Source organism: Pedobacter sp. GR22-6, from assembly GCF_037402555.1.
Classification (GTDB): Bacteria; Bacteroidota; Bacteroidia; order Sphingobacteriales; family Sphingobacteriaceae; genus Pedobacter.
In genome coordinates this window covers 95,340-116,187 of sequence record NZ_JBBEUC010000007.1, presented here as the reverse complement: position 1 = coordinate 116,187, position 20,848 = coordinate 95,340, and the positions used below count along the sequence as shown (strand labels likewise).

The window sequence follows — 20,848 nt, the reverse complement described above, 5'->3', positions numbered from 1 at the left end:
TTTAAGGGGTGATCAACCGGAGCAGTTCAGAGAGCCGCTCTATGGTCAGGGGTTTTGAAATGAAACCTTTGATTGATTTGTAGGTTTTAGCTTTTTCAATGTCATTTTCATACACGGAGGAAGAAAGCATATACATGTGCGGATCTTTTTGGATGCCGAGTTTTTCATAGGCCTCCAGGAATTCCCAGCCATTTAGAATGGGCATATTGATGTCTACCAGGATCAGGTGTGGAAAATCTGCACTGTCTTCCGGAACGCCGCGTAAATAATCAGCTGCAATCTGTCCATTCCCACGGGAAACCATATTTACGGCGTAGCCGGTTTTCTCTACAATCTTTTTGATGATGAATATATTGATGTCATCGTCATCAATGACCAAAAGGTTAATTATAGAATCCGTCATATATCGTTTAATTGCAATAAGGCATAATACCTATCTACTAAAGGTATAAAATAAAATACAAATGTTTAAACTCCTATTTTTTAATTTTCAACAAAAAAGGCCATCATGAAAATATAATGGCCTTTCTTTCGTTGCGTTTGAATGCTTATTTGCTGGCTACTAATTTGATAGCCAATTCGAATTCATCATAGATCATTTTATCACCTACATCAGGAAACATGCCTTTTGACCTGTATTTGATGCCATATTTGGTTCTGTCAACAACAACTTTCTCTGCAGCAGCAGTTACCGTACCGTCAGCATTCCATGTCAAAGCCGCAGGGAAAGAGATGGAGTTGGTAATTCCTTTGATGGTCAGGTCGCCTGTTACTGTTACAGCGTTCCCTGTTCCGGTTACTTTTTTAATCACAAATGTGGATGTCGCAAATTTATCAGTACCAAAAAAGTCATCGGCTTTCAGGTGGCCTTCCAGACGCTCACTTTTATCTGCGTCTTTAATGCTTGCCATATTGATGCTAAAGTTACCTCCGGTTAGTTTTTTGCCGTCAAATACCAAAGCACCTGATTGAAGGTCTATGGTTCCATTATGACTTCCTGTCAATTTTTTTCCTACCCAGGTGAGGCTGGATTTTGCAGGGTCAACTTTGTAAGAAACTGGTTTTACCGGCGCTTTGAATGCTGAAGTGGCGACTACAAGCAGTAGTACAGCTAATGATGTCAATTTTGATTTCATGGTCTTTTTTGGATTAGTGTATAAACTAAGAACCAGTCTTAGCCTTTTGATACATTTAGAAGGCAAATGTATCAAAAGGTTTAACTGGTTAAATTGATCGTCAGTATGATTTTTTTGTTACCTGAAGCTTAGGCGAAACTTTCTTCATAGCTCTCGATAGGAGGGCAGGCGCAAACCAGGGATCTGTCGCCAAAAGAATCATTTACCCTGCCTACTGAAGGCCAGAACTTGTAAGCCGCAACATACGGAAGCGGGAAAGCTGCTGTCTGTCTGCTATAGCTATGGTTCCATTCATCTCCGGTCACTACTGTAGCAGTATGCGGTGCATTTTTCAATGGGTTGTCTGTTTTGTCCAGGCTTCCATTCTCAACAGCTGTGATTTCATTTCTGATCGCGATCAGGGCATCACAGAAACGGTCCAGCTCATGCTTCGGTTCGCTCTCTGTAGGCTCGACCATCAATGTTCCTGCAACAGGGAAGGAAACTGTTGGTGCGTGGAAACCATAATCCATCAAACGTTTGGCAATATCAACGACCTCAATTCCGAAGTTTTTGAAACCACGGCAATCCAGGATCATTTCGTGTGCGCAACGTCCGTTTACACCTGAATATAGCACTGGATAATGCTGCTCCAGACGTGCCTTCATGTAGTTGGCATTCAGGATGGCATATTTAGTTGCGTTCGTAAGTCCATCAGCACCCATCATGGCAATGTAAGCATGAGAAATGATCAGGATAGAAGCAGATCCCCATGGAGCAGAAGATACCGCGGGAATAGATTTGCCTTTGTCAATGTCTACAACTGCATGTCCCGGAAGATAAGGAACCAGGTGTTTAGCTACGCCGATCGGACCCATACCAGGACCACCGCCACCGTGAGGGATACAGAATGTTTTATGTAAGTTCAGGTGACAAACGTCGGCACCGATGTTGGCCGGACTGGTTAGGCCAACCTGGGCATTCATGTTTGCGCCATCCATATATACCTGTCCGCCGTTCTCGTGAATGATGTTACAGATATCGATGATACTTTCTTCGAATACACCATGTGTAGAAGGGTAGGTTACCATCAGGCAGGAAAGGTTCTCTGCATATTGCTCAGCCTTCGCTTTCAGGTCATCTACATCAATGTTTCCATTTTCCAATGATTTTACCACAACGATCTTCATGCCAGCCATTGCTGCAGAAGCAGGATTGGTACCATGAGCCGAAGAAGGAATCAATGCGATGTTACGGTGATCGTCGCCACGATCCTGGTGGTAAGCCCTGATGACCATCAGGCCAGCATATTCACCCTGCGCACCGGCATTTGGCTGTAAGCTCATCGCAGCAAAACCGGTAATTTCACTCAGCCATCTGTCCAGTTCGTTGAATACAGTATAATAGCCAGCTACCTGATCTGCAGGAGCAAATGGGTGTATCTTACCAAACTCCGGCCAGGTTACAGGGATCATTTCTGTAGTTGCATTTAGTTTCATGGTACATGAACCTAAGGCAATCATCGAATGGCACAGAGAAAGGTCTTTGGTTTCCAGTGATTTGATGTAGCGCAGCATTTCATGCTCAGAATGATGTGCATTGAATACCGGGTGGCCCAGATAAGCAGAAGTACGTTGCAATGCAACAGGAATTACTGTTTCTATATTTTTAACATCTGCCAGCTCTACTGCATCAGCAGCGATTGCTTTTACTTTTGAAAAGATCTTAACCAGCAAAGCAACATCTTCGAGGGAAGTGGTTTCATCCAAAGCGATGGTAACAATGCTGCCATTGTAGTGCAGGTTGATCTCATTATCGATACATTCCCTGTGGATAGAATCTACCAGGTTACCTAAATCTAATTGTATGGTATCGAAATAAGCATTATTCAGTTGCTTGTAACCAATTTGCTCCAGCGATTTAGCCAGGGTAATGGTCAGACCGTGTGTACGTTCTGCAATCAGCTTTAAGCCTTTCGGACCATGATACACGGCATAGAAACCAGCCATGATGGCCAATAATGCCTGTGCAGTACAGATATTTGAAGTCGCTTTATCCCTGCGGATGTGTTGTTCCCTGGTCTGTAAAGCCATGCGCAGCGCATAGTTGTTATTGCTGTCGATGGTTACACCAATGATACGTCCCGGAATAGAGCGTTTGTATTCGTCTTTAGTTGCAAAGTAAGCAGCATGAGGACCACCAAATCCCATTGGTACGCCAAAACGTTGCGTGGTACCTACTACAATATCTGCACCCCATTCCCCCGGAGGAGTCAGCAGGGTCAGGCTCAGCAGGTCAGCTACTACCGTTACTTTTACATTACTTTCATGTGCTTTTTGAGCGAAGCCTGTATAATCAAACACTTCACCATTACCGGCAGGGTACTGGATGATCGCTCCAAAGAACTCTTCATTCAATACTGCAGACTCATGGTTACCGATGACCAGCTCAATTCCAAATGGATTGGCACGGGTTTTCAGGATATCGATAGTTTGAGGGAACAACAATTCAGAAACAAAGAATTTAGTCCCTTTTTGATTTTTACGCAAACTGTATTGCATGAACATGGCTTCAGCAGCAGCAGTACCTTCATCAAGCAAAGAAGCATTCGCGATTTCCATACCTGTCAGGTCGATAACCATGGTCTGGAAATTCAATAAGGCTTGTAAACGGCCTTGTGCAATCTCTGCCTGGTAAGGCGTGTATTGGGTATACCATCCCGGGTTCTCCATGACATTGCGCAGGATCACACCAGGAGTAAGGGTGTCATAATATCCCTGACCTATATAAGATTTGAAGACTTTGTTTAAAGAAGCCGTCTGTTTCAGGCTGCTCAGGTAATCTTTTTCTGATTTCGCTGCCGGCAAGTTTAAAGGCTGCTTCAACCTGATCTTTTGAGGTACTGTTTGTTCGATCAGCTCGTCAACAGAACCAACACCAATTGTAGTTAACATTGCACTGGTATCGTCCGAATTCGGTGCAATGTGACGGTCTTTAAAGTCTTCTTGATAATGAATGTTTAAGCTCATGTGGTCTTATGAATAAAAAGTTGCGCAAAGGTAATAAAAAAACCTTTTAACACCACATGAGCTGGCTGTATTAATGGTGTTGCAACTGCTTTAAATACATTTGAATGGTATTCTCCAGACCCAGGTAAAGTGCGTCGCTGATGAGCGCATGTCCGATGCTCACTTCCAGCAGTCCGGGAATGCTTTCCGCAAAGTATTTCAGGTTGTGGAGGTCGAGGTCATGACCTGCGTTGATCCCTATCCCGAGTTCATGTGCTTTATGTGCTGCTGCTACATATGGCACGATGGCTTTTTCCCGGTTGTCGTAATAATTGTGAGCATAAGCTTCAGTATACAGCTCGATGCGGTCTGTTCCGCTCAAAGCAGCGGCTTTTACCATGTCTACCACAGGATCTACAAAGATAGACACACGGATGCCGGCAGATTGAAACAGGGCAACCATTTCTTTCAGGTAGTCTGCATGTTTAATGGTATCCCAGCCATGATTGGAAGTGATCTGTCCTTCTGCGTCCGGTACCAGGGTCACCTGCGCGGGTTTATTGGCCAGTACCAGGTCTACAAACTTCTGTTCCCTGCAGTTGCCTTCAATATTGAATTCCGTGGCGAGCACTGATTTCAGGTCATAGACGTCCTGGTAGCGGATATGGCGTTCGTCAGGTCGGGGATGCACTGTAATGCCTTCTGCACCAAATCTTTCACAGTCCCGGGCTACCTTAACCAGATCAGGGTTGTTGCCTCCGCGACTGTTACGGAGGGTTGCGATCTTGTTGATGTTCACAGAGAGTTTTGTCATGCCGGTAAAGTTAAAAAATTAACATGTGTTTAAACTACAGGTTTTATCGAAAAATTATCTTGCTAGCCAAAGCAAGTTGGAATTTAAATTGTTGTATCCCTAAATGTTAAAAATGAAGATCACCGAATGTAAGCTGTATATATGGCTGATTGTTCTTATTGTTGTCCTGAGTGGTACTGCTCTTTTTGGTGAACTGATGGAACCCGATGCTGCCCTTTATGCGGCTATCGCCAAGACCATCGTATTGAAAAATGACTGGTTGAATTTATACGTACACGGCCTCGACTGGCTGGATAAACCACACCTTACCTTCTGGCTGGCTGCGATTTCTTTTAAGCTTTTTGGATTTTCTGCCTTTGCCTACAAGTTGCCTTCCTTCCTCATCACCCTGGTGGGAACCGGCTATCTCTATCTTTTAGCAAATGGGATTTACGGCAAAAAGACGGCGCTGATCAGTGTCATCATTTTCCTGACTTCCCTCCATATCCTGATCTCCAATTTCGATGTAAGGGCAGAGGGCTACCTGACTGCTTTTGCAACGGCTGCAATTTATCATTATTACCGGGCGCAACAGGCCAGCTTCCGGCACATTGTTTTGGGCTCTTTTTTTGCGGCCTGCGCGGTGATGATCAAGGGGATTTTCGTACTCATTCCGATCGCCATTGCTTTCATTGTGTATTGGCTGATGACGGGTAAAAAAGCCGAATTTTTTAAAATTAAATGGTGGCTGGCTGTATTGCTGGTCTTCGTCTTTATAGGTCCCGAGCTGTTTGCGCTGTATCAGCAGTTTGACCTGCATCCGGAGAAAGTTGTTTTTGGCGAACAGGGCGTATCGGGGATCAGGTTTTTCTTTTGGGATGCACAGTTTGGGCGTTTTTTTAACAATGGCCCAATAAAGGGCAAGGGCGATGTCTCTTTCTTCCTGCACACCAATATCTGGGCTTTCCTGCCATGGTCGATCTTGTTTTTCACAGCAGCATTCCAGCTTTTCAAAAAACGCATCCGTCAGGAAATGCCGGATGAAGCAATCTTGATCTGGACGAGCGCGACCGTGACTTTTCTCCTGTTCTCCTTTTCTAAATTTCAGCTTCCACATTACATCATTATCATTTTTCCGCAGTTTGCCATCATTACTGCAGTATACCTGGTCCGCCTGCAGGAAAAGGGGCTGCTGATTTTTTTGAAGATCCAGAATGCGCTGTTGATTATTGTATTTCTGTTGCTCGCAACAATTGCCTATTTCTTCGAGTTCTCTGGAAAAGACCTGTGTATTTTGCTGCTGCTGTCATTGGCGCTGATTGCCTTTGGCGTATTTAGGGAGAAGACAGTGCATACGGTTGTTGTGCGAAACAGCATCCTGGCGACCGGACTGATGTGTTTTCTTTACCTTTTCTTCTATCCAGCTCTTTTAAGATACCAGTCGGGTATGCATGCTGCCAGATGGCTGAACAAAAATAAACCTCAGGCAAATAGGGTCGTGTTCATGGACGCCCATGCTTTCGCTTTCGATTTTTACAGCGAAGGTGAGCTTAGCAATGCTTATGATGAAGCCACGCTCAGGAGATTAAATGACGAAAAGCGTGTAGTGGTTTATGCTTCTGCCACAGAACTCGACCGGTTGAAAAAAGCTTTCCGGGTGAGTATCCTGCAGGAATTCGAATATTTTCGCATTACGAAGCTGAAACCTAAATTTATCAATGCAAAGACCAGGTCGGCCGTTTTGGGGAAAACCTATTTGCTGAGCATTCAATAGACCGAAAAATCAATCTGTATACGCTTCAAATTTATTTAGCAAGGTCTGGATCTAAAATATTTTGTGCTGAACTGTGATTTTTTGCATGTTGCTGCGAATAATGTAGTATAGATAAAATGATAAAGACTTGGCGGATAAAAGAGAGCAATTCATTGAAGTATTGAGAGATCACCGAAAGATCTTGTTTAAAATCATCAATGCCTATTGCAAGGATAAAGATGATCAGCAAGACCTGGAGCAGGAGATCCTGATACAAATCTGGAATGCCATGGATCGTTTTGATGGAAGATCAAAACTGTCGACATGGATTTATAGAATTGCATTAAATGTGTCGATTTCACATTTTAGAAAAGACCATCGCCGTAAAGAGGGACAGATTGCTATAGATGAAAGCGTGTTGCAGCTTGTAGATGATGCCAGCCTGAATCCTGACCTGGAAGCGCAAGTACATTTTTTATATTGCTGCATCCGGGAACTGGATGGACTGAATAAAGCGCTGATCATCCTGTATCTGGAAGGTAAAAGTTATAAGGAAATTGCCGAAATACTCGGAATCACCGAGAGTAATGCCGGTACCAAAATAGCCCGGGTCAAAAAGATATTCAAAGAAAAATTCAAACAAAATAGTTATGGAAAAATCTGAAATGCACGATCTCTGGACGGATCACGGAAAGCAATTGGAGACAGCGCTTAAGTTGAATGAGACCCTGCTCAGGAAAATGAACCTGGATCAGGCAGTTGACGGGTTTAAGGAGTTGCTAAAGGTTTCTGTATTGGGAAGAAATATGGCTTTTGTCTATTTTTTAATCTCGATGCTGCTTGGAGGTACAATGATCAATCAACCGCAGTATTTTTTGAGCCTTCTTTTGGGTGGTTTAGGTATGCTTGGTTCTTTTGCATACCATCTTAAAAATACCGCTAAGTTTACGAGGCTAAATGTTTACGAAATTCCGGTTATTGAACTTCAAAAAGCGATCTCTGAATTTAGGATCAGTTCCATCTCAGCCGGGCGGTACGATTTTGGAATAGTAGTGTTGTGGCTGACAACCATACTTCCCGCCTGTTTAAAATTGATCACTCATGTAGATGTCTATGGAAATCATTTTTACGCAGGTTTTTATTTCCTTATCATAGCGGGCATGGCATTGGTCTTTTATCCACTGAATTTGCGGACTTACCATAAAATGTATGGTGAAAAACTTAGTCATGCGGAAAGATTACTTGCGGAAATCATGGCGTTCAAACGTTAATATACGTGATGCAGAATTGAAGCAAAAAAAAGGGGCAGCCAAATTTGACTGCCCCTTTTTTTAATTTCCGATACTTTAGTATCTGTAGGCTTCAGGTTTGAACGGACCTTCAACAGGTACGCCAATGTAATCTGCCTGGTGCTGATCAAGTACATCCAGTTCCACACCGATCTTAGCCAGGTGCAAACGTGCTACTTTCTCATCCAGGTGCTTAGGCAATACATACACTTTGTTTTCGTATTTACCTGGGTTCATCCAAAGCTCCAGTTGAGCTAAAGTCTGATTGGTAAATGAGTTGGACATTACGAAACTTGGGTGACCTGTAGCGCAGCCTAAGTTTACCAGACGGCCTTCAGCCAACAGGATGATGTCTTTACCGTCAATGGTGTATTTATCTACCTGAGGTTTGATCTCTACTTTAGTATCTCCGTAGTGGGTATTCAACCAGGCTACGTCGATCTCATTGTCGAAGTGACCGATGTTACAAACGATAGCTTTGTCTTTCATCACTTTGAAATGCTCAGCACGAACGATGTCACAGTTACCTGTAGTGGTTACGATGATGTCAGCTTCTAAAACCGCAGTAGCGAATTTCTTCACTTCATAACCTTCCATTGCAGCCTGCAGCGCGCAGATCGGATCAATTTCAGAAACGATCACACGTACACCCTGTGAGCTCAAAGATTCAGCAGAACCTTTACCTACGTCTCCATAACCAGCTACTACAGCTACTTTACCAGCCATCATGATATCAGTAGCACGACGGATCGCATCTACCAATGACTCACGGCAGCCATATTTGTTGTCAAATTTAGATTTGGTTACCGAGTCATTTACGTTGATTGCAGGTAAGTGCAACGTTCCGTTTTTCATGCGCTCGTATAAACGGTGAACACCTGTGGTAGTTTCCTCAGAAAGACCTTTGATGTCAGCAATCAGCTCAGGGAAGCGGTCAAAGACCATGTTGGTCAAGTCACCACCATCATCCAAAATCATGTTCAATGGCTGACGCTCAGGACCGAAGTGTAAAGTTTGTTCAATACACCAGTCGAAGCTCTCTTCATCAAGACCTTTCCAGGCATATACCTGGATACCAGCAGCAGCAATAGCAGCAGCAGCGTGATCCTGAGTGGAGAATATGTTACAGGAAGACCAGGTTACTTCAGCACCCAGGGCTACCAATGTTTCAATCAAAACTGCAGTCTGGATGGTCATGTGCAGGCAGCCGGCAATGCGGGCACCTTTCAAAGGTTGTGATGGACCGAATTCTTCGCGTAAAGACATCAGGCCCGGCATTTCTGCCTCTGCCAATCCGATCTCTTTGCGGCCCCATTCTGCCAGTGAAATGTCCTTAACTTTGTAAGGAACGTAAGTTGTCTCTACTGATGACATATGTTAATTGTTTTAAATTCAGCTGCAAAAATACTAAAATTGATCTGGTTTTATGTTTTTGGACGGTAATAAATTCTGGGGTTACATGATGGTGTTAATCCCGAATGCTACTGATTTTCAGTCATCAAAAAGTAAAGTATAAAAAATCAAACCCGTATTAATATTTCTTGTTATATTTTCATCACATATGAAGGGCTCGAAGGTTTTGCTAATTGAAGATACACCAGATCTGGTGTCGGTCATCCTAAGGGGACTTAGTGAGGAGGGGATTGAGATCAGCGTTGCTGCTGATGGGATAACGGGTTTGGAAATGGCCTTTAAGTATGATTTTAACCTTATTGTACTGGACATCATGTTGCCTGGTAAGAATGGGATCCAGGTCTGTAAAGAGATCAGAAGCCGAAATTCGGATGTTGCAATTCTCATGCTTACCGCGCTTGGGAGCACAGAGAACATCGTGACAGGATTGGAAAGTGGTGCGGACGACTATCTCGTAAAACCTTTTAAACTCGAAGAACTCATTGCCCGTATGCGCACCCTCATCAGAAGGAGCAGTAAACAAATCACAGTTACGGATCGCATCACTATTGCGGATCTGGAAATCAATACCGCATCCAAAACGGTGACCAAAGCTGGAAAACCTGTAAATCTGACTGCAACAGAATACCGTTTGCTGGAGTACCTCCTCAAAAATCAGAATAAAGTGCTGTCGAGAATCCAGATCCTGGAAAATGTATGGGACATCGATTTCAACATGGGGACCAATGTGGTTGATGTATACATCAACTACCTGCGGAAAAAGATTGACAATGGCAATGATATTAAGCTGATCCACACTGTATTCGGTATGGGTTATATCTTAAAAGAGGAAGTAGTGAATGAAGCTTCAAAATAAACTTACCCTTTTATTCTTCTCTATCGGGACCATTGGTCTGATCCTTTTCCATGCCGCCATCTTTTATTTTGTTTCGGAATTCAATTTTGAAGACTTCTTTAAACGTTTGCAGGCAAGGGCCAAACTCGCAGCAGAAATCAATATCTATCCCACTGAAAAGTCTGCGGCTTCGCAGGAGATGCGTAACCGGTACCTGGAGAAGATGGAAGATGAAGAAGATTTCGTCGTAAAGGTAGGCTCACTGGACCGAATGCAGTTCGACAGGCCGATCAGTTTACCGGAAAGCTTTTATAAGACGATTGCTTCTAAAGGTAACGCCCGTTACAATAAGGACAATCATTTCTATTACGGACAACTATTTAAGACACAACATGGCAATTACATCGTTATTGTCACGGCTTCAGACCCCTATGGTTTCCAGGAACTTGAAACCCTCAGAAAGGTATTACTGGTCGTATTTGCCATCTCGGTATTGCTGACTTATATCGGAGGAAAGGTCTTTTCTCATTATTCTGTGCGGCCGCTCCGGGCGGTGATCCGCAATGTTAAGAACATCTCCGCCAACAACCTCCACTTGAGGCTGGATGAACTCAAGGGTAAAGATGAGATGGCCGAACTGGTGCATACCTTTAACAACATGCTCAACAGATTGGAGACGGCCTTCTCCACACAGAATAATTTTGTCAGTAATGCTTCGCATGAATTGAAGACACCATTGACCATCATCACCGCTGAAATAGAGCTGATGCTTGCCCAGAAAGGAATCAGCCCCGAGACAGAAGCTTCAGCAAAAATGGTACTCTCACATGCAGAGAAACTGGGTCACATCATTACCAGTCTCCTCGGTCTGGCACAGACCGGATTCGATGGCAAAAAACAGAACTGGCAGAGGATCCGTATTGATGAACTGATCATGACCGTCGCCGATTCTGTAAAAAAGATTGATCCTGAAAGCGTGATCCAAATTGATTTTTCTTCTCTGCCGACTGACGAAGCCTTGTTATATACCGAAGGAAATTCGAACCTGCTCCAGCTCGCGTTGAGTAATATCGTAGGCAATGCCTGCAAGTACTCCAATAACCAACCAGTTGCGATCAGTGTGAAAGTTGAAAATAAACGCATCGTTGTTGCCATCAGCGACCACGGCATCGGTATCCCTGAAAATGAGCAGCAGCATATATTTGAACCTTTCTTCAGAGCCTCCAATACCAGCGATTTTGAAGGACATGGAATTGGACTGCCGCTGACTTTGAACATCATCAGGCTGCATAAAGGTTCCATTGGCATCCGCTCAGAAGAGCAGATCGGTACCGAAATGCAGATCATACTGCCTATCTCTAATGAGATTCTAATAAATGGGTAGTTTTTGAGGGCTAAACTCTAATGACATTCTAATAGGCTTCTTATAGGGCTTTAATGACTCTGGACTAATATTGTATCAATAAATAATTGATCATTAATCCTTTAATCAAAAGTCATGAAAACTATTCTTATTCCAACCGATTTTAATGCCTCAGCCTTAAATTGCATCCCGGAACTTTGTACCAGCATGAATGAAAAGGAATTAAATATAATTTTCGTTCATCTCTTCAGGCTTTCCGATTCCATCACGGACCTGCTCATGCTATCCAGAAGATCAAGAGAGTTCGAGCAAGTCAGCGACGATTTCCACAGCCAATGCTTTGAACTGAAAAAGCAATATCCCATGATCAAATCCATCAGGATTGAATTCTTCTATGGCAGTACGCTGAGTATGTTCAAAAACTTCCTGGAGGCCAATGACGTAGACTGTATCCTGCATCCGGATTTTTGCACCTGCGAAAAATTGAATAAAATGAGTATTGATCCCTCAAGCCTGGTGGCTAAATCGGGATTACCTACAGTAACCATTTTGAAGACACAAAAAGAAGTACGTCCTCAGCCCGCTCCTGCATTGGAAGAGGAGCGTTTGATGGCGGTTTAATATTGAATTGATCACCTTTTAAAACATTACCTATATGCTGTTAAAAGAAAATATACCCGCGAAATACATCTTTGGGAAGATCGGAAAGGAAATCATGATCGTAGCCGTGTACGCTACGCTGATCACGATGTTATACAGTAATTTTCACATCACGCGCATCTCCATCCCCATCGCTGTACCCACCATTTTGGGTACAGTAATTTCATTGCTCCTGGCTTTTAAGTCCAACCAGGCTTATGACCGTTGGTGGGAAGCACGTACACTTTGGGGCGCAATCGTCAACGACAGCCGCTCGCTTACACGGCAATTGCTCACCTTCGTCGACAATCCTTACGGGGCCGAAGACGAGAAAGCTTTCTGTGAGCGCATGGCCAGGAGGCAGATTGCCTGGTGCTATGCCCTGAGCAGGCACCTCCGCGGACAAGATCCATTGGAGGGACTGGGAAGACTCATCGGTGCCGATGACCTCGAATACATTCAGCGTTATAGCAACATCCCGGTGGCACTTCTCGAACTGCAGGGAAGTGATCTGCGCAATGCCTTCAAGCTGGGCTGGATCAACGAATTTCAGCAAGTACAGATGGATAAGACACTTACCAACTTTTCTAACCAAATGGGTGGCTGTGAACGGATCAAAAATACGGTCTTTCCGGTCACCTACAGTGTGTACATCCACTTCTCCATCATTCTGTTTGTCATGTTGTTGCCTTTCGGACTGATCGAGTTCTTTAGCTTTGCGACCATTCCTTTGGTGATTGCCATCGCTTGTTCGTTTTTCCTGATCGAAAAGATGTCCATTCACTTGCAGGACCCCTTTGAGAATAAACCTACGGATACCCCTACAACGGCCATTTGCATGACCATAGAGCGTGACATCAAGCAGATGCTGAAAGAAAATTACAGACAAGAAGAAAAGGTTGGAGCCCATGCCGGCAAGGCCAAGATGTATTATATCCTGTAAATGAGTACCCCCGCCTCATCATCCAAAGGTAAAAACTGGGGCGAGGGTCTTTCTATGCTTTGATGCTAATCAGCGGTATCCTATCTTTGTCGTGTTAAAGAATTAAAACAGAAGATATGTATCCAGAATATTTAGTTGAACCGATGCGTGCAGAACTGACTAAGGTAGGTTTTGAGGAATTGAAAACTGCTGAAGATGTAGATCAGGCCATCACTGGCGAAGGCACCGTATTTGTTGTAGTCAATTCGGTATGCGGTTGCGCTGCAGCCAATGCACGTCCGGCAGCAAGACTGGCGGCCGCAAATGAAAAACATCCTGACAAACTCGTTACCGTTTTTGCAGGTATGGAAAAAGACGCAGTAGACAGGGCCAGAGGTTATATGATGCCTTTCCCTCCATCTTCTCCATCAATGGCTTTGTTCAAAGACGGTAAGTTGGTACACATGATCGAGCGTCACCAGATCGAAGGTCGTCCGGCTCAGATGATTGCCGACAGCCTGATCGGTGCATTTGATCAGTACTGCTAGTCAGAAAACATAAAAAAAGGCGATCTGCATGCAGATCGCCTTTTTTATGTTCAGTTATCGACTATTGTTTTGCGGCTACACGCCAGATCGTACTGCTCACATCATCTGCGACCAATAGCGCACCATCTTTTGCCACAGCAACGCCGACCGGGCGGCCATAGACATCCCCTTTATCCGCATCAGCGATGAATCCGGTCAGGAAATCTTCCGGCGGACCACTTGGCTTGCCATTTTTAAAGGGTACATAGGCTACTTTATATCCTGAAAGCGCAGAGCGGTTCCAGGAACCATGCTGACCGATAAAAGCGCCTCCCGTATATTTCGCCGGAAACTTACCGCCTGTATAGAAAGTCAGTCCCAATGAAGCGGTATGAGCGCCAACCGGCACATCCGGTGCGATGCTTTTCTCTACCATATCAGGTTGCTTACCTTTCCACCTGGGGTCTTCGTTTTTACCAAAATAAGCATAAGGCCAGCCATAGAATGCGCCTTTCTTTACACTGGTGATGTAATCTGGTACAAGATCATCGCCCAATCCGTCGCGTTCATTTACGGCTGTCCACAATGCACCTGTACCTGGTGCCCAGGCCATGCCCACAGGATTCCTCAATCCGCTTCCGTAGATGGTTTCTCCAGTTCCATCCGGATTGATCTCCAGGATTGCAGCCCTGCGTACCTCGTGCTCCATGCCATTTTCACCCACATTGCTTCCTGAACCTACAGATACATAGATCTTGGAGTTATCGGCATTGGCAATCAGGTTGCGGGTCCAGTGGTTATTGTAGCCACCAGCAGGCAGCGTAAGGATCTTTGTCCCTTTTGCGGTAATCTTGGTGTCGCCTGCCTGATAAGGATATTTCCATACCCCATCTGTATTGGCTACATAAAAGGAGTTGCCGATGATCAGTACCCCATAAGGCTGATTGAGTCCGGTGAGGAAATTGCTTTGCAGATCCGGCACACCGTCATTATTGGTATCTCTAAGTAAGACTACGGTATTTGCACTTTCACCCGCAACTTCTGCTTTGGCTTTGCCGGTGATGGCATTGGCTACTTTCTCTTTTAAAGAGCGTTCGGAGTTGGACAGAACTACAAACACATCGCCATTTGCCGCCACATAGATGTTCCGTGGACTCTTATAATCTGTGGCAAACCGGGTCACGGTAAAGCCTTCGGGAGCCACAGGAGCTTTGTCGGCCGGCCAGCCGATCACCTTGCTGAACTTATTTTTAGAGGCATTGGTATCCGGAGCGGGCAGGCTGAGCGCTTGTGTGGTATCCATCGTGCTGCTATCTGTTGCCAGGCTATCTGATGAACCTTTACTGCTCTTATTGGAGTTGCAAGCTGCCAGCAATGCTGATGAAACTAATAAAATTGATGCTACTTTCATGTGATAAAAAAGATTGATTCCCCTTTATAACAGTAGCAAAGCCAAGTTGTTTAGCTTGTCCGAAAAGGATCAGTACTCCAGTGTGAGCATCAGCGCGTTGTTGCTCAGCGCCTCCAGTTCCAGGGTTTCGGTATCCCAAAGCGCCAGGCCATCCTGGGCATGCAAGAGCCTGCCTTCTACTTCAAAAGCGCCGGCTACAACATAACAGAACAGCAAACTATCTTTTTCTTTGCGGTAGATCGTTTCGGCGCGGCCATCAAACTGTCCTGCACTCAATTTAAAGGGTAGTCCGGCATCCACAACTGCGGCACTGAGCTCGACGAGCCGATTGGGCGATACCCCCGGTGCAAGATCCAGCATCAGCGTAGAGGACTGGGAAATGTCGGCCGCCGAGATCCAAATCTGGATCAGGCTGATGACTTCTTCGGTATAGGGATTGCCAATACGGAAAAGGTGATCGGCCGGACATTTACGGACCAGCACCTGGCCTACAGGGACGTTCATTTTTCCAGTCTCCACATCGGTATATTCCAGATCTCCGGTAACCGGGATCAGGATCACATAGCTGGGCTTGCTTACTTCCATTTCCAGCTGCGCTGTACCCGCGAGGTTTTCCTCATTGAAGAGGTAAAGCGGGCCCAATGCTGTTTTGTGGGCATTGAAATAGGAACCGAAATTAAAGATGCAGTTTCTTTGGAACAGCGGGCTTTCGATCTGGCCGCGCTGTTCACTCAGGTATATTTTTCCGGATGAATGTTCCATCTTGCTATACATTAATTTTCATGGTCAGTGCAAAGCCATCGGTCAGGCTTCCGGTTACGGATGCCACCTCAATTTTCAGCATGTCGTCACTGAACACATTATCATTGGCATTAGTGGTGTATCCAGACATCCCTTTTTTATAGCCGTTCACCAGTGTCACGGCCGAACCTGAACCTTCAGGAAAGGCAATCTGTGTTACCTTCAGGGAATTGCCCGCAGCGCTGTACACATGCACATGAATGTGGGTAGCCCTGCCTGTATACCAGCCGGGAAAGATACTGGTGAAGGTCACCAGCCCATTGGCATCAGTCACCTGTCTGCCCCTTAGAAAATGTACCGACTGGTAATTGGTCGACTGCATGCCGCTGCCGCCATATTCCGAGTAATTACCTTCTGCATCGCAATGCCAGATGTCTACAATAGCACCCGCCAGTGCAGCACAATTGCTCGCGGTATTGATCGTGATCTTTGCCGTCATTTTATAACCTGTGCGGCCGTCGGTGATGTCGCTCCTGGTATAAGAGGAAGGTACTTTTGTGGGAAAAGGTCCTTCAGTTTCCGTAGGTGCTACGGTACAGGTGGTATTTCCTGTTCCCGAATTCGTTACCGTACCGGTACCCGAGGGGTCGTCAATAGCAGATGAGCTGTATTTCTTGCAGGCTTCCAGTATGGCCGGTGAGGAGATGGCGCCAATGATGAGACTCTTTAAAAAAACCTTTCTTTCCATTTTCTTCTTGTTTAGATGTGTTGAAATCCCTTTTGATCAGTATCCGGTTTTGATTCCGGTTGATGAGCTAAAGATGAAAAAACACGCAGTCAAATGGAATGAGGTATCGATAAATGGCAGGTATGTGTCGATCAATCAGGGCTTCAGCCATTCCTGCATCAGCTGCATATAGCTGTCGCCAATGGGTAGTTCATTTCCAGCACGCAATTGGACTTTGCGGTTGTGCAGGGACTTGATCTGGTCTATGGACACAATAAAGCTGCGGTGGATTCTCCTGAACTGTTTTTCCGGCAGTTTCTCCAGGATCTTCTTCAAAGACATCAGGGTGGCGACCGGTTTTTCATTCAATTGATGGATGGTCACATAATCCCCAAAGCTCTCGATATAGCTGATCTCCTCCAGTACAATACGTACCAGTCGGTATTCCGAATGCACATAGATGCTGTCGCTGCTCGCCGATTTTGGGTTCTGTTTGTATTGATGATAATCGATGGCCTTATTGATGGTCCTGGAAAACCGCTCGAAGTCGATGGGCTTCAGCAGAAAATCCAGCGCATCAAGTTCAAAACCCTCATACGCGAAGTTTTTATAGGCTGTAGTAAAGATCACCATAGGCCGTACATCCAGTGACCTCACCAGGTCTATGCCGGTAATGTCAGGCATATTGATATCGATGAAAAGTAAGTCGACCACATGCTTCTTTAAGTATTCTGCACCATAGATGGCATCTTCGAAAGTATGCAGCAGCTGCAGGGCCGGAAATTTGGAGGCATAGGTTTTGATCAGTTCCAGGGCCAGGGGCTCATCGTCTATGGCGATGCATTTGAGTGGTGACATCAGATCTCTAGTTTTAGTTGAACGGTAAAAAGACCCTCGCCTTTTTCTATTGTCAGTTCGTGCTTTCCGGGATAGGCATGCTGCAGCCTTTGCCGGGTATTTTGTATGCCGATACCGGTACTGTTCAGCTTTGCATTTTCAGAGAAGTCCCTGTTTTGTGCAAAGAACACCAGGTGTTCATCAGCGATGCTGACTTTGATCAGGATGGGTGATGCGGTTTGCTTGCTGATGCCATATTTAAAGGCATTTTCCACGAATGTCATGAGGATCAGTGGGGCAATTTTATGCTGCAGGGCAAGGCCTTCCACCTGGTAATCGATGGGCGTTTTCGCCCCAAGTCGCAACTCCTGCAGGCCGATGAAATTGGCAATGCAGTCCAGTTCATCCCGAAGGGGTACCAGTTCAACGGTGATATCGTCGGTCATGTATCGCATGATGTTCGAGAGTTTCATGATGCTCGGCGCGGTATTCGGATGGTTGGTGACTGCCAGGGTATAGATGTTGTTTAAGGTATTGTACAGAAAATGTGGGTTGATCTGTGCTTTCAGGAAAGAAAGTTCCGCTTCAGCACGGTCGGCCTCTGCTTTGATCGCCTTTTTTTGGGTAAGGTGCAACTGCTTATTGATCTCAATAGCCATGGTAAGCGCAATGACCATAATGAAAAGGAACACACTCACGATGTCGAAACTGCGGATGTCCTTTTGCTGCGGGCCCGGAGCCCTGTTCCTGAAATGTTCGTTTGGAGCGGGGCTGCCTTCCGGATGTGGCATGGGCCGCGGAAAAGGCGCCGGTTGATTGTGAAACTGGGAAGGTGGGTGCAGATCTGTTCTGGGCGCACCTGGCATCTCCCTGTTGCCCCGGGCAGCCCTGGACTCTTGATGCAGCGACATGAGTTTGTCGAAGGGTTTCAACAGGTAGACCCCGATGAACAGCAGCGCCACGATGCTGAAGAAAAGGGTGTACCGGCCCTTTAAATACAAGTGGGGGATCAGTACAAAACTGGAAAGGTAAAAGATCAGGAGATAGGTGCTGCAAAAAATCCAATAGCTCGGAGTTCCCAGGACATTTAGGGAATTCTCGCCGACCTGTTGTTCATTAAACATAAAGACCACTGGCAGGCTGAAAAACAAGATCCAACCTGCCATCTGGGTAATCAGCTTTGCTGTTTTCAAATTATTCACCTTTAAAGATGACTAATAATACAAAAAAGATATCAAATGTTTCGGTGAATGAGCCGATTGTGCCGTTGAACCTCTATGTAGAGGGCTTGGTCTTCCAACTGAGTCGCTCAATACCATTCCCATAGCATTTGCGTGCCATCTTCGCAAGATCTTCGCTAAAAAGTACTTTTAGCGCGGATGCAGTGGGAATGCAGTGAGGATGGTGTGGAAATGACTGAAGGAAGCCCCGTTTTTCATTTACTTCAATACAGCAGGACCGGATGGTAGAGTAGGAAATTTTCACTAAATTAGTCCGGGGAATTAATCGAATGGCTGCTTATAGTGCGCTTACTGATCAGGAATTGATTGCTGCAATGCAGCACAGCGACGCCGCATTCGATGAAATCTACGAGCGGTATTGGTCGGTGCTTTACCGTTCAGCCTTCAATGTGCTCCGGGATAAAGAAGCCGCGATGGATGTCATTCAGGAGGTTTTCATCTGGTTCTGGGAGCACAAGGGCAATGTGCAGATTAATTCCATTAAAGCTTATCTGCTGACTGCCGTGAAATACAAAGTGGCCAATTATATCCGCAATGGAAAGGTTCGGGAATCCTTTTACGACCGCATTCCAAAGGTAGAATTGGACACGGAATTTCCAGACGAACAGCTTGAGCTGAAAGAATTGAAAGAAATGATCAATAATTTTGTAATGGAATTGCCCGAACGCTGTCAGGAAGTCTTTAATATGAGCAGAAATGAGCATTTGAGCAACAAAGAAATTGCGGAACGCTTAGGGATCAGCGAAAAAACGGTGGAAAATCAGATCAATAAAGCCTTGAAACGCATTAAGTCCAGTTTGGTCAGGTCTTCAGCCTTCATAAATCTCCTTTAATAAAAAAGTTTAAATATTTTGTGATTTGGCGTAGGTGTTGAGGGCTTGAGCAGTGCCTTACTCATATACAGCCAAAAAATGCAAAAAGAAGGACTAAGGGAACTGCTGAAAAATATTACTGAGGGAAAAGCAAGCGATCAGGAGATCCGCTTGTTCAATCGGTACTACCGCGCTTACCAGGATGAGGATTCCGAATGGGATTCCGTAGAGATGGGAGCACAGCAAGAAGTTCATGATGAACTGAAACGGTCGATCCTGCAGCGCATCAAACCGGTAAAAGTAGTGCCCTTCTGGAGAAAGCCGCTGCCGGTTGCAGCAGCAGTGGCGGCTGTGTTGTTGATCAGCTCTGCGCTATTCTTTACAAGAGGCGACGACCGGGATCAGATCCTTGCTGGTAAAAATACGGCCATCCTGACGCTGAGCAATGGAAAGAGCATTCCTTTAAGTGAAACTAAAAACGGATTGGTCATTGATGCTTCGAAAATCAGCTACAATGACGGTACATCCGTTGCGGCCTATGTCGGTTCAGACAGCATGTCCACTGCCGGATTGAAGATCAGTACCCCGAGAGGGGGAACCTACGAAGTCATTTTGGCGGATGGTACACACGTTTGGTTGAACGCTGCGAGTAAACTGGAGTTCCCGGCGCAATTCTCCGGTAAACAACGTCTCGTGTCATTGACCGGAGAAGGATATTTCGAGGTCGCCTCCAATAAGCAAAAACCATTTAAAGTACTTTCCGGCGGACAAGCTGTAGAGGTACTGGGTACGCATTTCAACATTAATGCTTATGAAGATGAGCGGGCGATCAAGACCACCTTATTGGAAGGCTCGGTCGTTGTCAGTTCGGATTCAGGATACGAATTGCTCAAGCCAGGGGAGCAGGCGGTCAATGCCAATAAGCACATCAGTGTTTCCAAAGTGAACGTCAGCATACCTGTGGCCTGGAAAAACAAACAGTTCCTTTTCGAGAGGGAAAGCATACAGTCCATTATGCGCATGGTAGAGCGCTGGTATGATGTGGAGGTCAGCTATTCGGCTGAAATTCCGGAGGAAACCTTCAGTGGCGGGGTGTCGCGCTTCGATAAATTGTCGGAAGTACTCAAATCCCTGGAATCAACAGGAAAGGTAAAATTTGAAGTAAAAGGAAGAACCGTCCATGTGTCCATGTAAGGACAGCTTAGCATTGATTAAACCTAGTAACAGTATATATTCACCTAAACCAAGACAAATGATTAAACCACTACGACAGAAAAACTAACCGAAAAAAAACCAGACTTCATGAAAAGCCTGGTTTAGATTGGCTACGGCCGATGAAAAAATCAACCGTTTAACCCGCATGATGCCCCTGCTTCGAAACTAAAGGCATCTGCATAGAACCAACAACAAATGTATAGAATT

General features: G+C 45.2%; 21 protein-coding genes. 10 read left to right on the top strand and 11 right to left on the bottom strand.

Annotated features, from left to right (window positions below; all coding sequences use genetic code 11):
- Nucleotide 1: 1 nt before the first annotated feature.
- From WAE59_RS24475 to WAE59_RS24460, 4 genes are all read right to left on the bottom strand, one after another.
- On the bottom strand, nt 2–403 hold the full coding sequence (locus WAE59_RS24475; protein ID WP_337858640.1) for a response regulator: 402 nt from the start codon (nt 401–403) through the stop codon (nt 2–4).
- Nucleotides 404–548: 145 nt separating this feature from the next.
- Nucleotides 549–1,136, bottom strand: coding sequence for a YceI family protein (locus WAE59_RS24470; RefSeq protein ID WP_337858639.1), 588 nt, complete (start codon nt 1,134–1,136; stop codon nt 549–551).
- A gap of 128 nt (nt 1,137–1,264) precedes the next feature.
- On the bottom strand, nt 1,265–4,144 hold the full coding sequence (gcvP, locus tag WAE59_RS24465; RefSeq protein ID WP_337858638.1) for an aminomethyl-transferring glycine dehydrogenase: 2,880 nt from the start codon (nt 4,142–4,144) through the stop codon (nt 1,265–1,267).
- Between the two features lie 70 nt (nt 4,145–4,214).
- Nucleotides 4,215–4,937: a pyridoxine 5'-phosphate synthase gene (locus tag WAE59_RS24460; protein WP_337858637.1), complete on the bottom strand. Its 723-nt coding sequence runs from the start codon at nt 4,935–4,937 to the stop codon at nt 4,215–4,217.
- A gap of 112 nt (nt 4,938–5,049) precedes the next feature.
- On the opposite strand from WAE59_RS24460, the gene WAE59_RS24455 reads away from it, so the two are divergent.
- The 3 genes from WAE59_RS24455 (at nt 5,050) to WAE59_RS24445 (ending at nt 7,940) form a co-directional block, all read left to right on the top strand.
- Nucleotides 5,050–6,690 (top strand): ArnT family glycosyltransferase, encoded by a 1,641-nt coding sequence (locus WAE59_RS24455; protein ID WP_337858636.1) that lies wholly within the window; start codon nt 5,050–5,052, stop codon nt 6,688–6,690.
- 127 nt (nt 6,691–6,817) lie between these two features.
- Complete coding sequence (locus WAE59_RS24450; protein WP_337858635.1) at nt 6,818–7,333, top strand: RNA polymerase sigma factor; 516 nt, start codon at nt 6,818–6,820, stop codon at nt 7,331–7,333.
- On the top strand, nt 7,320–7,940 hold the full coding sequence (locus tag WAE59_RS24445) for a hypothetical protein (RefSeq protein WP_337858634.1): 621 nt from the start codon (nt 7,320–7,322) through the stop codon (nt 7,938–7,940). The genes WAE59_RS24450 and WAE59_RS24445 overlap by 14 nt, the downstream gene beginning before the upstream one ends.
- A gap of 75 nt (nt 7,941–8,015) precedes the next feature.
- Here WAE59_RS24445 and ahcY read toward each other — a convergent pair whose 3' ends face one another.
- Nucleotides 8,016–9,332 carry an adenosylhomocysteinase gene (gene ahcY / locus WAE59_RS24440; RefSeq protein ID WP_337858633.1) on the bottom strand — a complete coding sequence of 439 codons (1,317 nt, stop codon included), beginning with the start codon at nt 9,330–9,332 and terminating at the stop codon, nt 8,016–8,018.
- A 187-nt stretch (nt 9,333–9,519) separates the two neighbouring features.
- On the opposite strand from ahcY, the gene WAE59_RS24435 reads away from it, so the two are divergent.
- From WAE59_RS24435 to WAE59_RS24415, 5 genes are all read left to right on the top strand, one after another.
- Nucleotides 9,520–10,227: a response regulator transcription factor gene (locus tag WAE59_RS24435; protein ID WP_337858632.1), complete on the top strand. Its 708-nt coding sequence runs from the start codon at nt 9,520–9,522 to the stop codon at nt 10,225–10,227.
- Entirely contained in the window at nt 10,211–11,590 is a 1,380-nt protein-coding gene (locus WAE59_RS24430) for a HAMP domain-containing sensor histidine kinase (RefSeq protein WP_337858631.1), read from the top strand. Before WAE59_RS24435 ends, WAE59_RS24430 begins: the two co-directional genes overlap by 17 nt.
- Before the next feature lie 114 nt (nt 11,591–11,704).
- On the top strand, nt 11,705–12,190 hold the full coding sequence (locus tag WAE59_RS24425; RefSeq protein WP_337858630.1) for a hypothetical protein: 486 nt from the start codon (nt 11,705–11,707) through the stop codon (nt 12,188–12,190).
- 34 nt (nt 12,191–12,224) lie between these two features.
- Nucleotides 12,225–13,151 carry a bestrophin family protein gene (locus tag WAE59_RS24420; protein ID WP_337858629.1) on the top strand — a complete coding sequence of 309 codons (927 nt, stop codon included), beginning with the start codon at nt 12,225–12,227 and terminating at the stop codon, nt 13,149–13,151.
- Between the two features lie 116 nt (nt 13,152–13,267).
- Nucleotides 13,268–13,678 carry a BrxA/BrxB family bacilliredoxin gene (locus WAE59_RS24415; RefSeq protein ID WP_337858628.1) on the top strand — a complete coding sequence of 137 codons (411 nt, stop codon included), beginning with the start codon at nt 13,268–13,270 and terminating at the stop codon, nt 13,676–13,678.
- A 61-nt stretch (nt 13,679–13,739) separates the two neighbouring features.
- Here WAE59_RS24415 and WAE59_RS24410 read toward each other — a convergent pair whose 3' ends face one another.
- The 6 genes from WAE59_RS24410 to WAE59_RS24385 form a co-directional block, all read right to left on the bottom strand.
- Nucleotides 13,740–15,068, bottom strand: coding sequence for a PQQ-dependent sugar dehydrogenase (locus WAE59_RS24410; RefSeq protein ID WP_337858627.1), 1,329 nt, complete (start codon nt 15,066–15,068; stop codon nt 13,740–13,742).
- 69 nt (nt 15,069–15,137) lie between these two features.
- Complete coding sequence (locus WAE59_RS24405; protein ID WP_337858626.1) at nt 15,138–15,830, bottom strand: pirin family protein; 693 nt, start codon at nt 15,828–15,830, stop codon at nt 15,138–15,140.
- 4 nt (nt 15,831–15,834) lie between these two features.
- Nucleotides 15,835–16,557 (bottom strand): dioxygenase family protein, encoded by a 723-nt coding sequence (locus tag WAE59_RS24400; RefSeq protein WP_337858625.1) that lies wholly within the window; start codon nt 16,555–16,557, stop codon nt 15,835–15,837.
- A 135-nt stretch (nt 16,558–16,692) separates the two neighbouring features.
- Nucleotides 16,693–17,394, bottom strand: coding sequence for a LytR/AlgR family response regulator transcription factor (locus WAE59_RS24395; protein ID WP_337858624.1), 702 nt, complete (start codon nt 17,392–17,394; stop codon nt 16,693–16,695).
- A complete protein-coding gene (locus WAE59_RS24390; RefSeq protein ID WP_337858623.1) occupies nt 17,394–18,566 on the bottom strand; it encodes a sensor histidine kinase in 1,173 nt (390 codons plus the stop codon). Before WAE59_RS24390 ends, WAE59_RS24395 begins: the two co-directional genes overlap by 1 nt.
- An 82-nt stretch (nt 18,567–18,648) precedes the next feature.
- The gene (locus WAE59_RS24385) at nt 18,649–18,858 is read right to left on the bottom strand and encodes a hypothetical protein (RefSeq protein WP_337858622.1); all 210 of its coding nucleotides are present in this window, start codon (nt 18,856–18,858) and stop codon (nt 18,649–18,651) included.
- A 25-nt stretch (nt 18,859–18,883) separates the two neighbouring features.
- Between WAE59_RS24385 and WAE59_RS24380 the strand changes: the two genes are divergently transcribed.
- Both WAE59_RS24380 and WAE59_RS24375 read left to right on the top strand, forming a co-directional pair.
- Nucleotides 18,884–19,447 carry an RNA polymerase sigma-70 factor gene (locus tag WAE59_RS24380; RefSeq protein ID WP_337858621.1) on the top strand — a complete coding sequence of 188 codons (564 nt, stop codon included), beginning with the start codon at nt 18,884–18,886 and terminating at the stop codon, nt 19,445–19,447.
- A gap of 78 nt (nt 19,448–19,525) precedes the next feature.
- Nucleotides 19,526–20,620, top strand: a complete 1,095-nt coding sequence (locus tag WAE59_RS24375) for a FecR family protein (protein WP_337858620.1) — start codon at nt 19,526–19,528, stop codon at nt 20,618–20,620.
- The last annotated feature ends 228 nt before the right edge of the window (nt 20,621–20,848 follow it).

Coding starts and splice junctions, on each gene's coding strand:
- WAE59_RS24475 (WP_337858640.1), bottom strand. CDS start 403: ATGACGGATTCTATAATTAACCTTTTGGTCATTGATGACGATGACATC.
- WAE59_RS24470 (WP_337858639.1), bottom strand. CDS start 1,136: ATGAAATCAAAATTGACATCATTAGCTGTACTACTGCTTGTAGTCGCC.
- gcvP (WP_337858638.1), bottom strand. CDS start 4,144: ATGAGCTTAAACATTCATTATCAAGAAGACTTTAAAGACCGTCACATT.
- WAE59_RS24460 (WP_337858637.1), bottom strand. CDS start 4,937: ATGACAAAACTCTCTGTGAACATCAACAAGATCGCAACCCTCCGTAAC.
- WAE59_RS24455 (WP_337858636.1), top strand. CDS start 5,050: ATGAAGATCACCGAATGTAAGCTGTATATATGGCTGATTGTTCTTATT.
- WAE59_RS24445 (WP_337858634.1), top strand. CDS start 7,320: ATGGAAAAATCTGAAATGCACGATCTCTGGACGGATCACGGAAAGCAA.
- ahcY (WP_337858633.1), bottom strand. CDS start 9,332: ATGTCATCAGTAGAGACAACTTACGTTCCTTACAAAGTTAAGGACATT.
- WAE59_RS24435 (WP_337858632.1), top strand. CDS start 9,520: ATGAAGGGCTCGAAGGTTTTGCTAATTGAAGATACACCAGATCTGGTG.
- WAE59_RS24430 (WP_337858631.1), top strand. CDS start 10,211: ATGAAGCTTCAAAATAAACTTACCCTTTTATTCTTCTCTATCGGGACC.
- WAE59_RS24425 (WP_337858630.1), top strand. CDS start 11,705: ATGAAAACTATTCTTATTCCAACCGATTTTAATGCCTCAGCCTTAAAT.
- WAE59_RS24420 (WP_337858629.1), top strand. CDS start 12,225: ATGCTGTTAAAAGAAAATATACCCGCGAAATACATCTTTGGGAAGATC.
- WAE59_RS24415 (WP_337858628.1), top strand. CDS start 13,268: ATGTATCCAGAATATTTAGTTGAACCGATGCGTGCAGAACTGACTAAG.
- WAE59_RS24410 (WP_337858627.1), bottom strand. CDS start 15,068: ATGAAAGTAGCATCAATTTTATTAGTTTCATCAGCATTGCTGGCAGCT.
- WAE59_RS24405 (WP_337858626.1), bottom strand. CDS start 15,830: ATGGAACATTCATCCGGAAAAATATACCTGAGTGAACAGCGCGGCCAG.
- WAE59_RS24400 (WP_337858625.1), bottom strand. CDS start 16,557: ATGGAAAGAAAGGTTTTTTTAAAGAGTCTCATCATTGGCGCCATCTCC.
- WAE59_RS24395 (WP_337858624.1), bottom strand. CDS start 17,394: ATGTCACCACTCAAATGCATCGCCATAGACGATGAGCCCCTGGCCCTG.
- WAE59_RS24380 (WP_337858621.1), top strand. CDS start 18,884: ATGGCTGCTTATAGTGCGCTTACTGATCAGGAATTGATTGCTGCAATG.
- WAE59_RS24375 (WP_337858620.1), top strand. CDS start 19,526: ATGCAAAAAGAAGGACTAAGGGAACTGCTGAAAAATATTACTGAGGGA.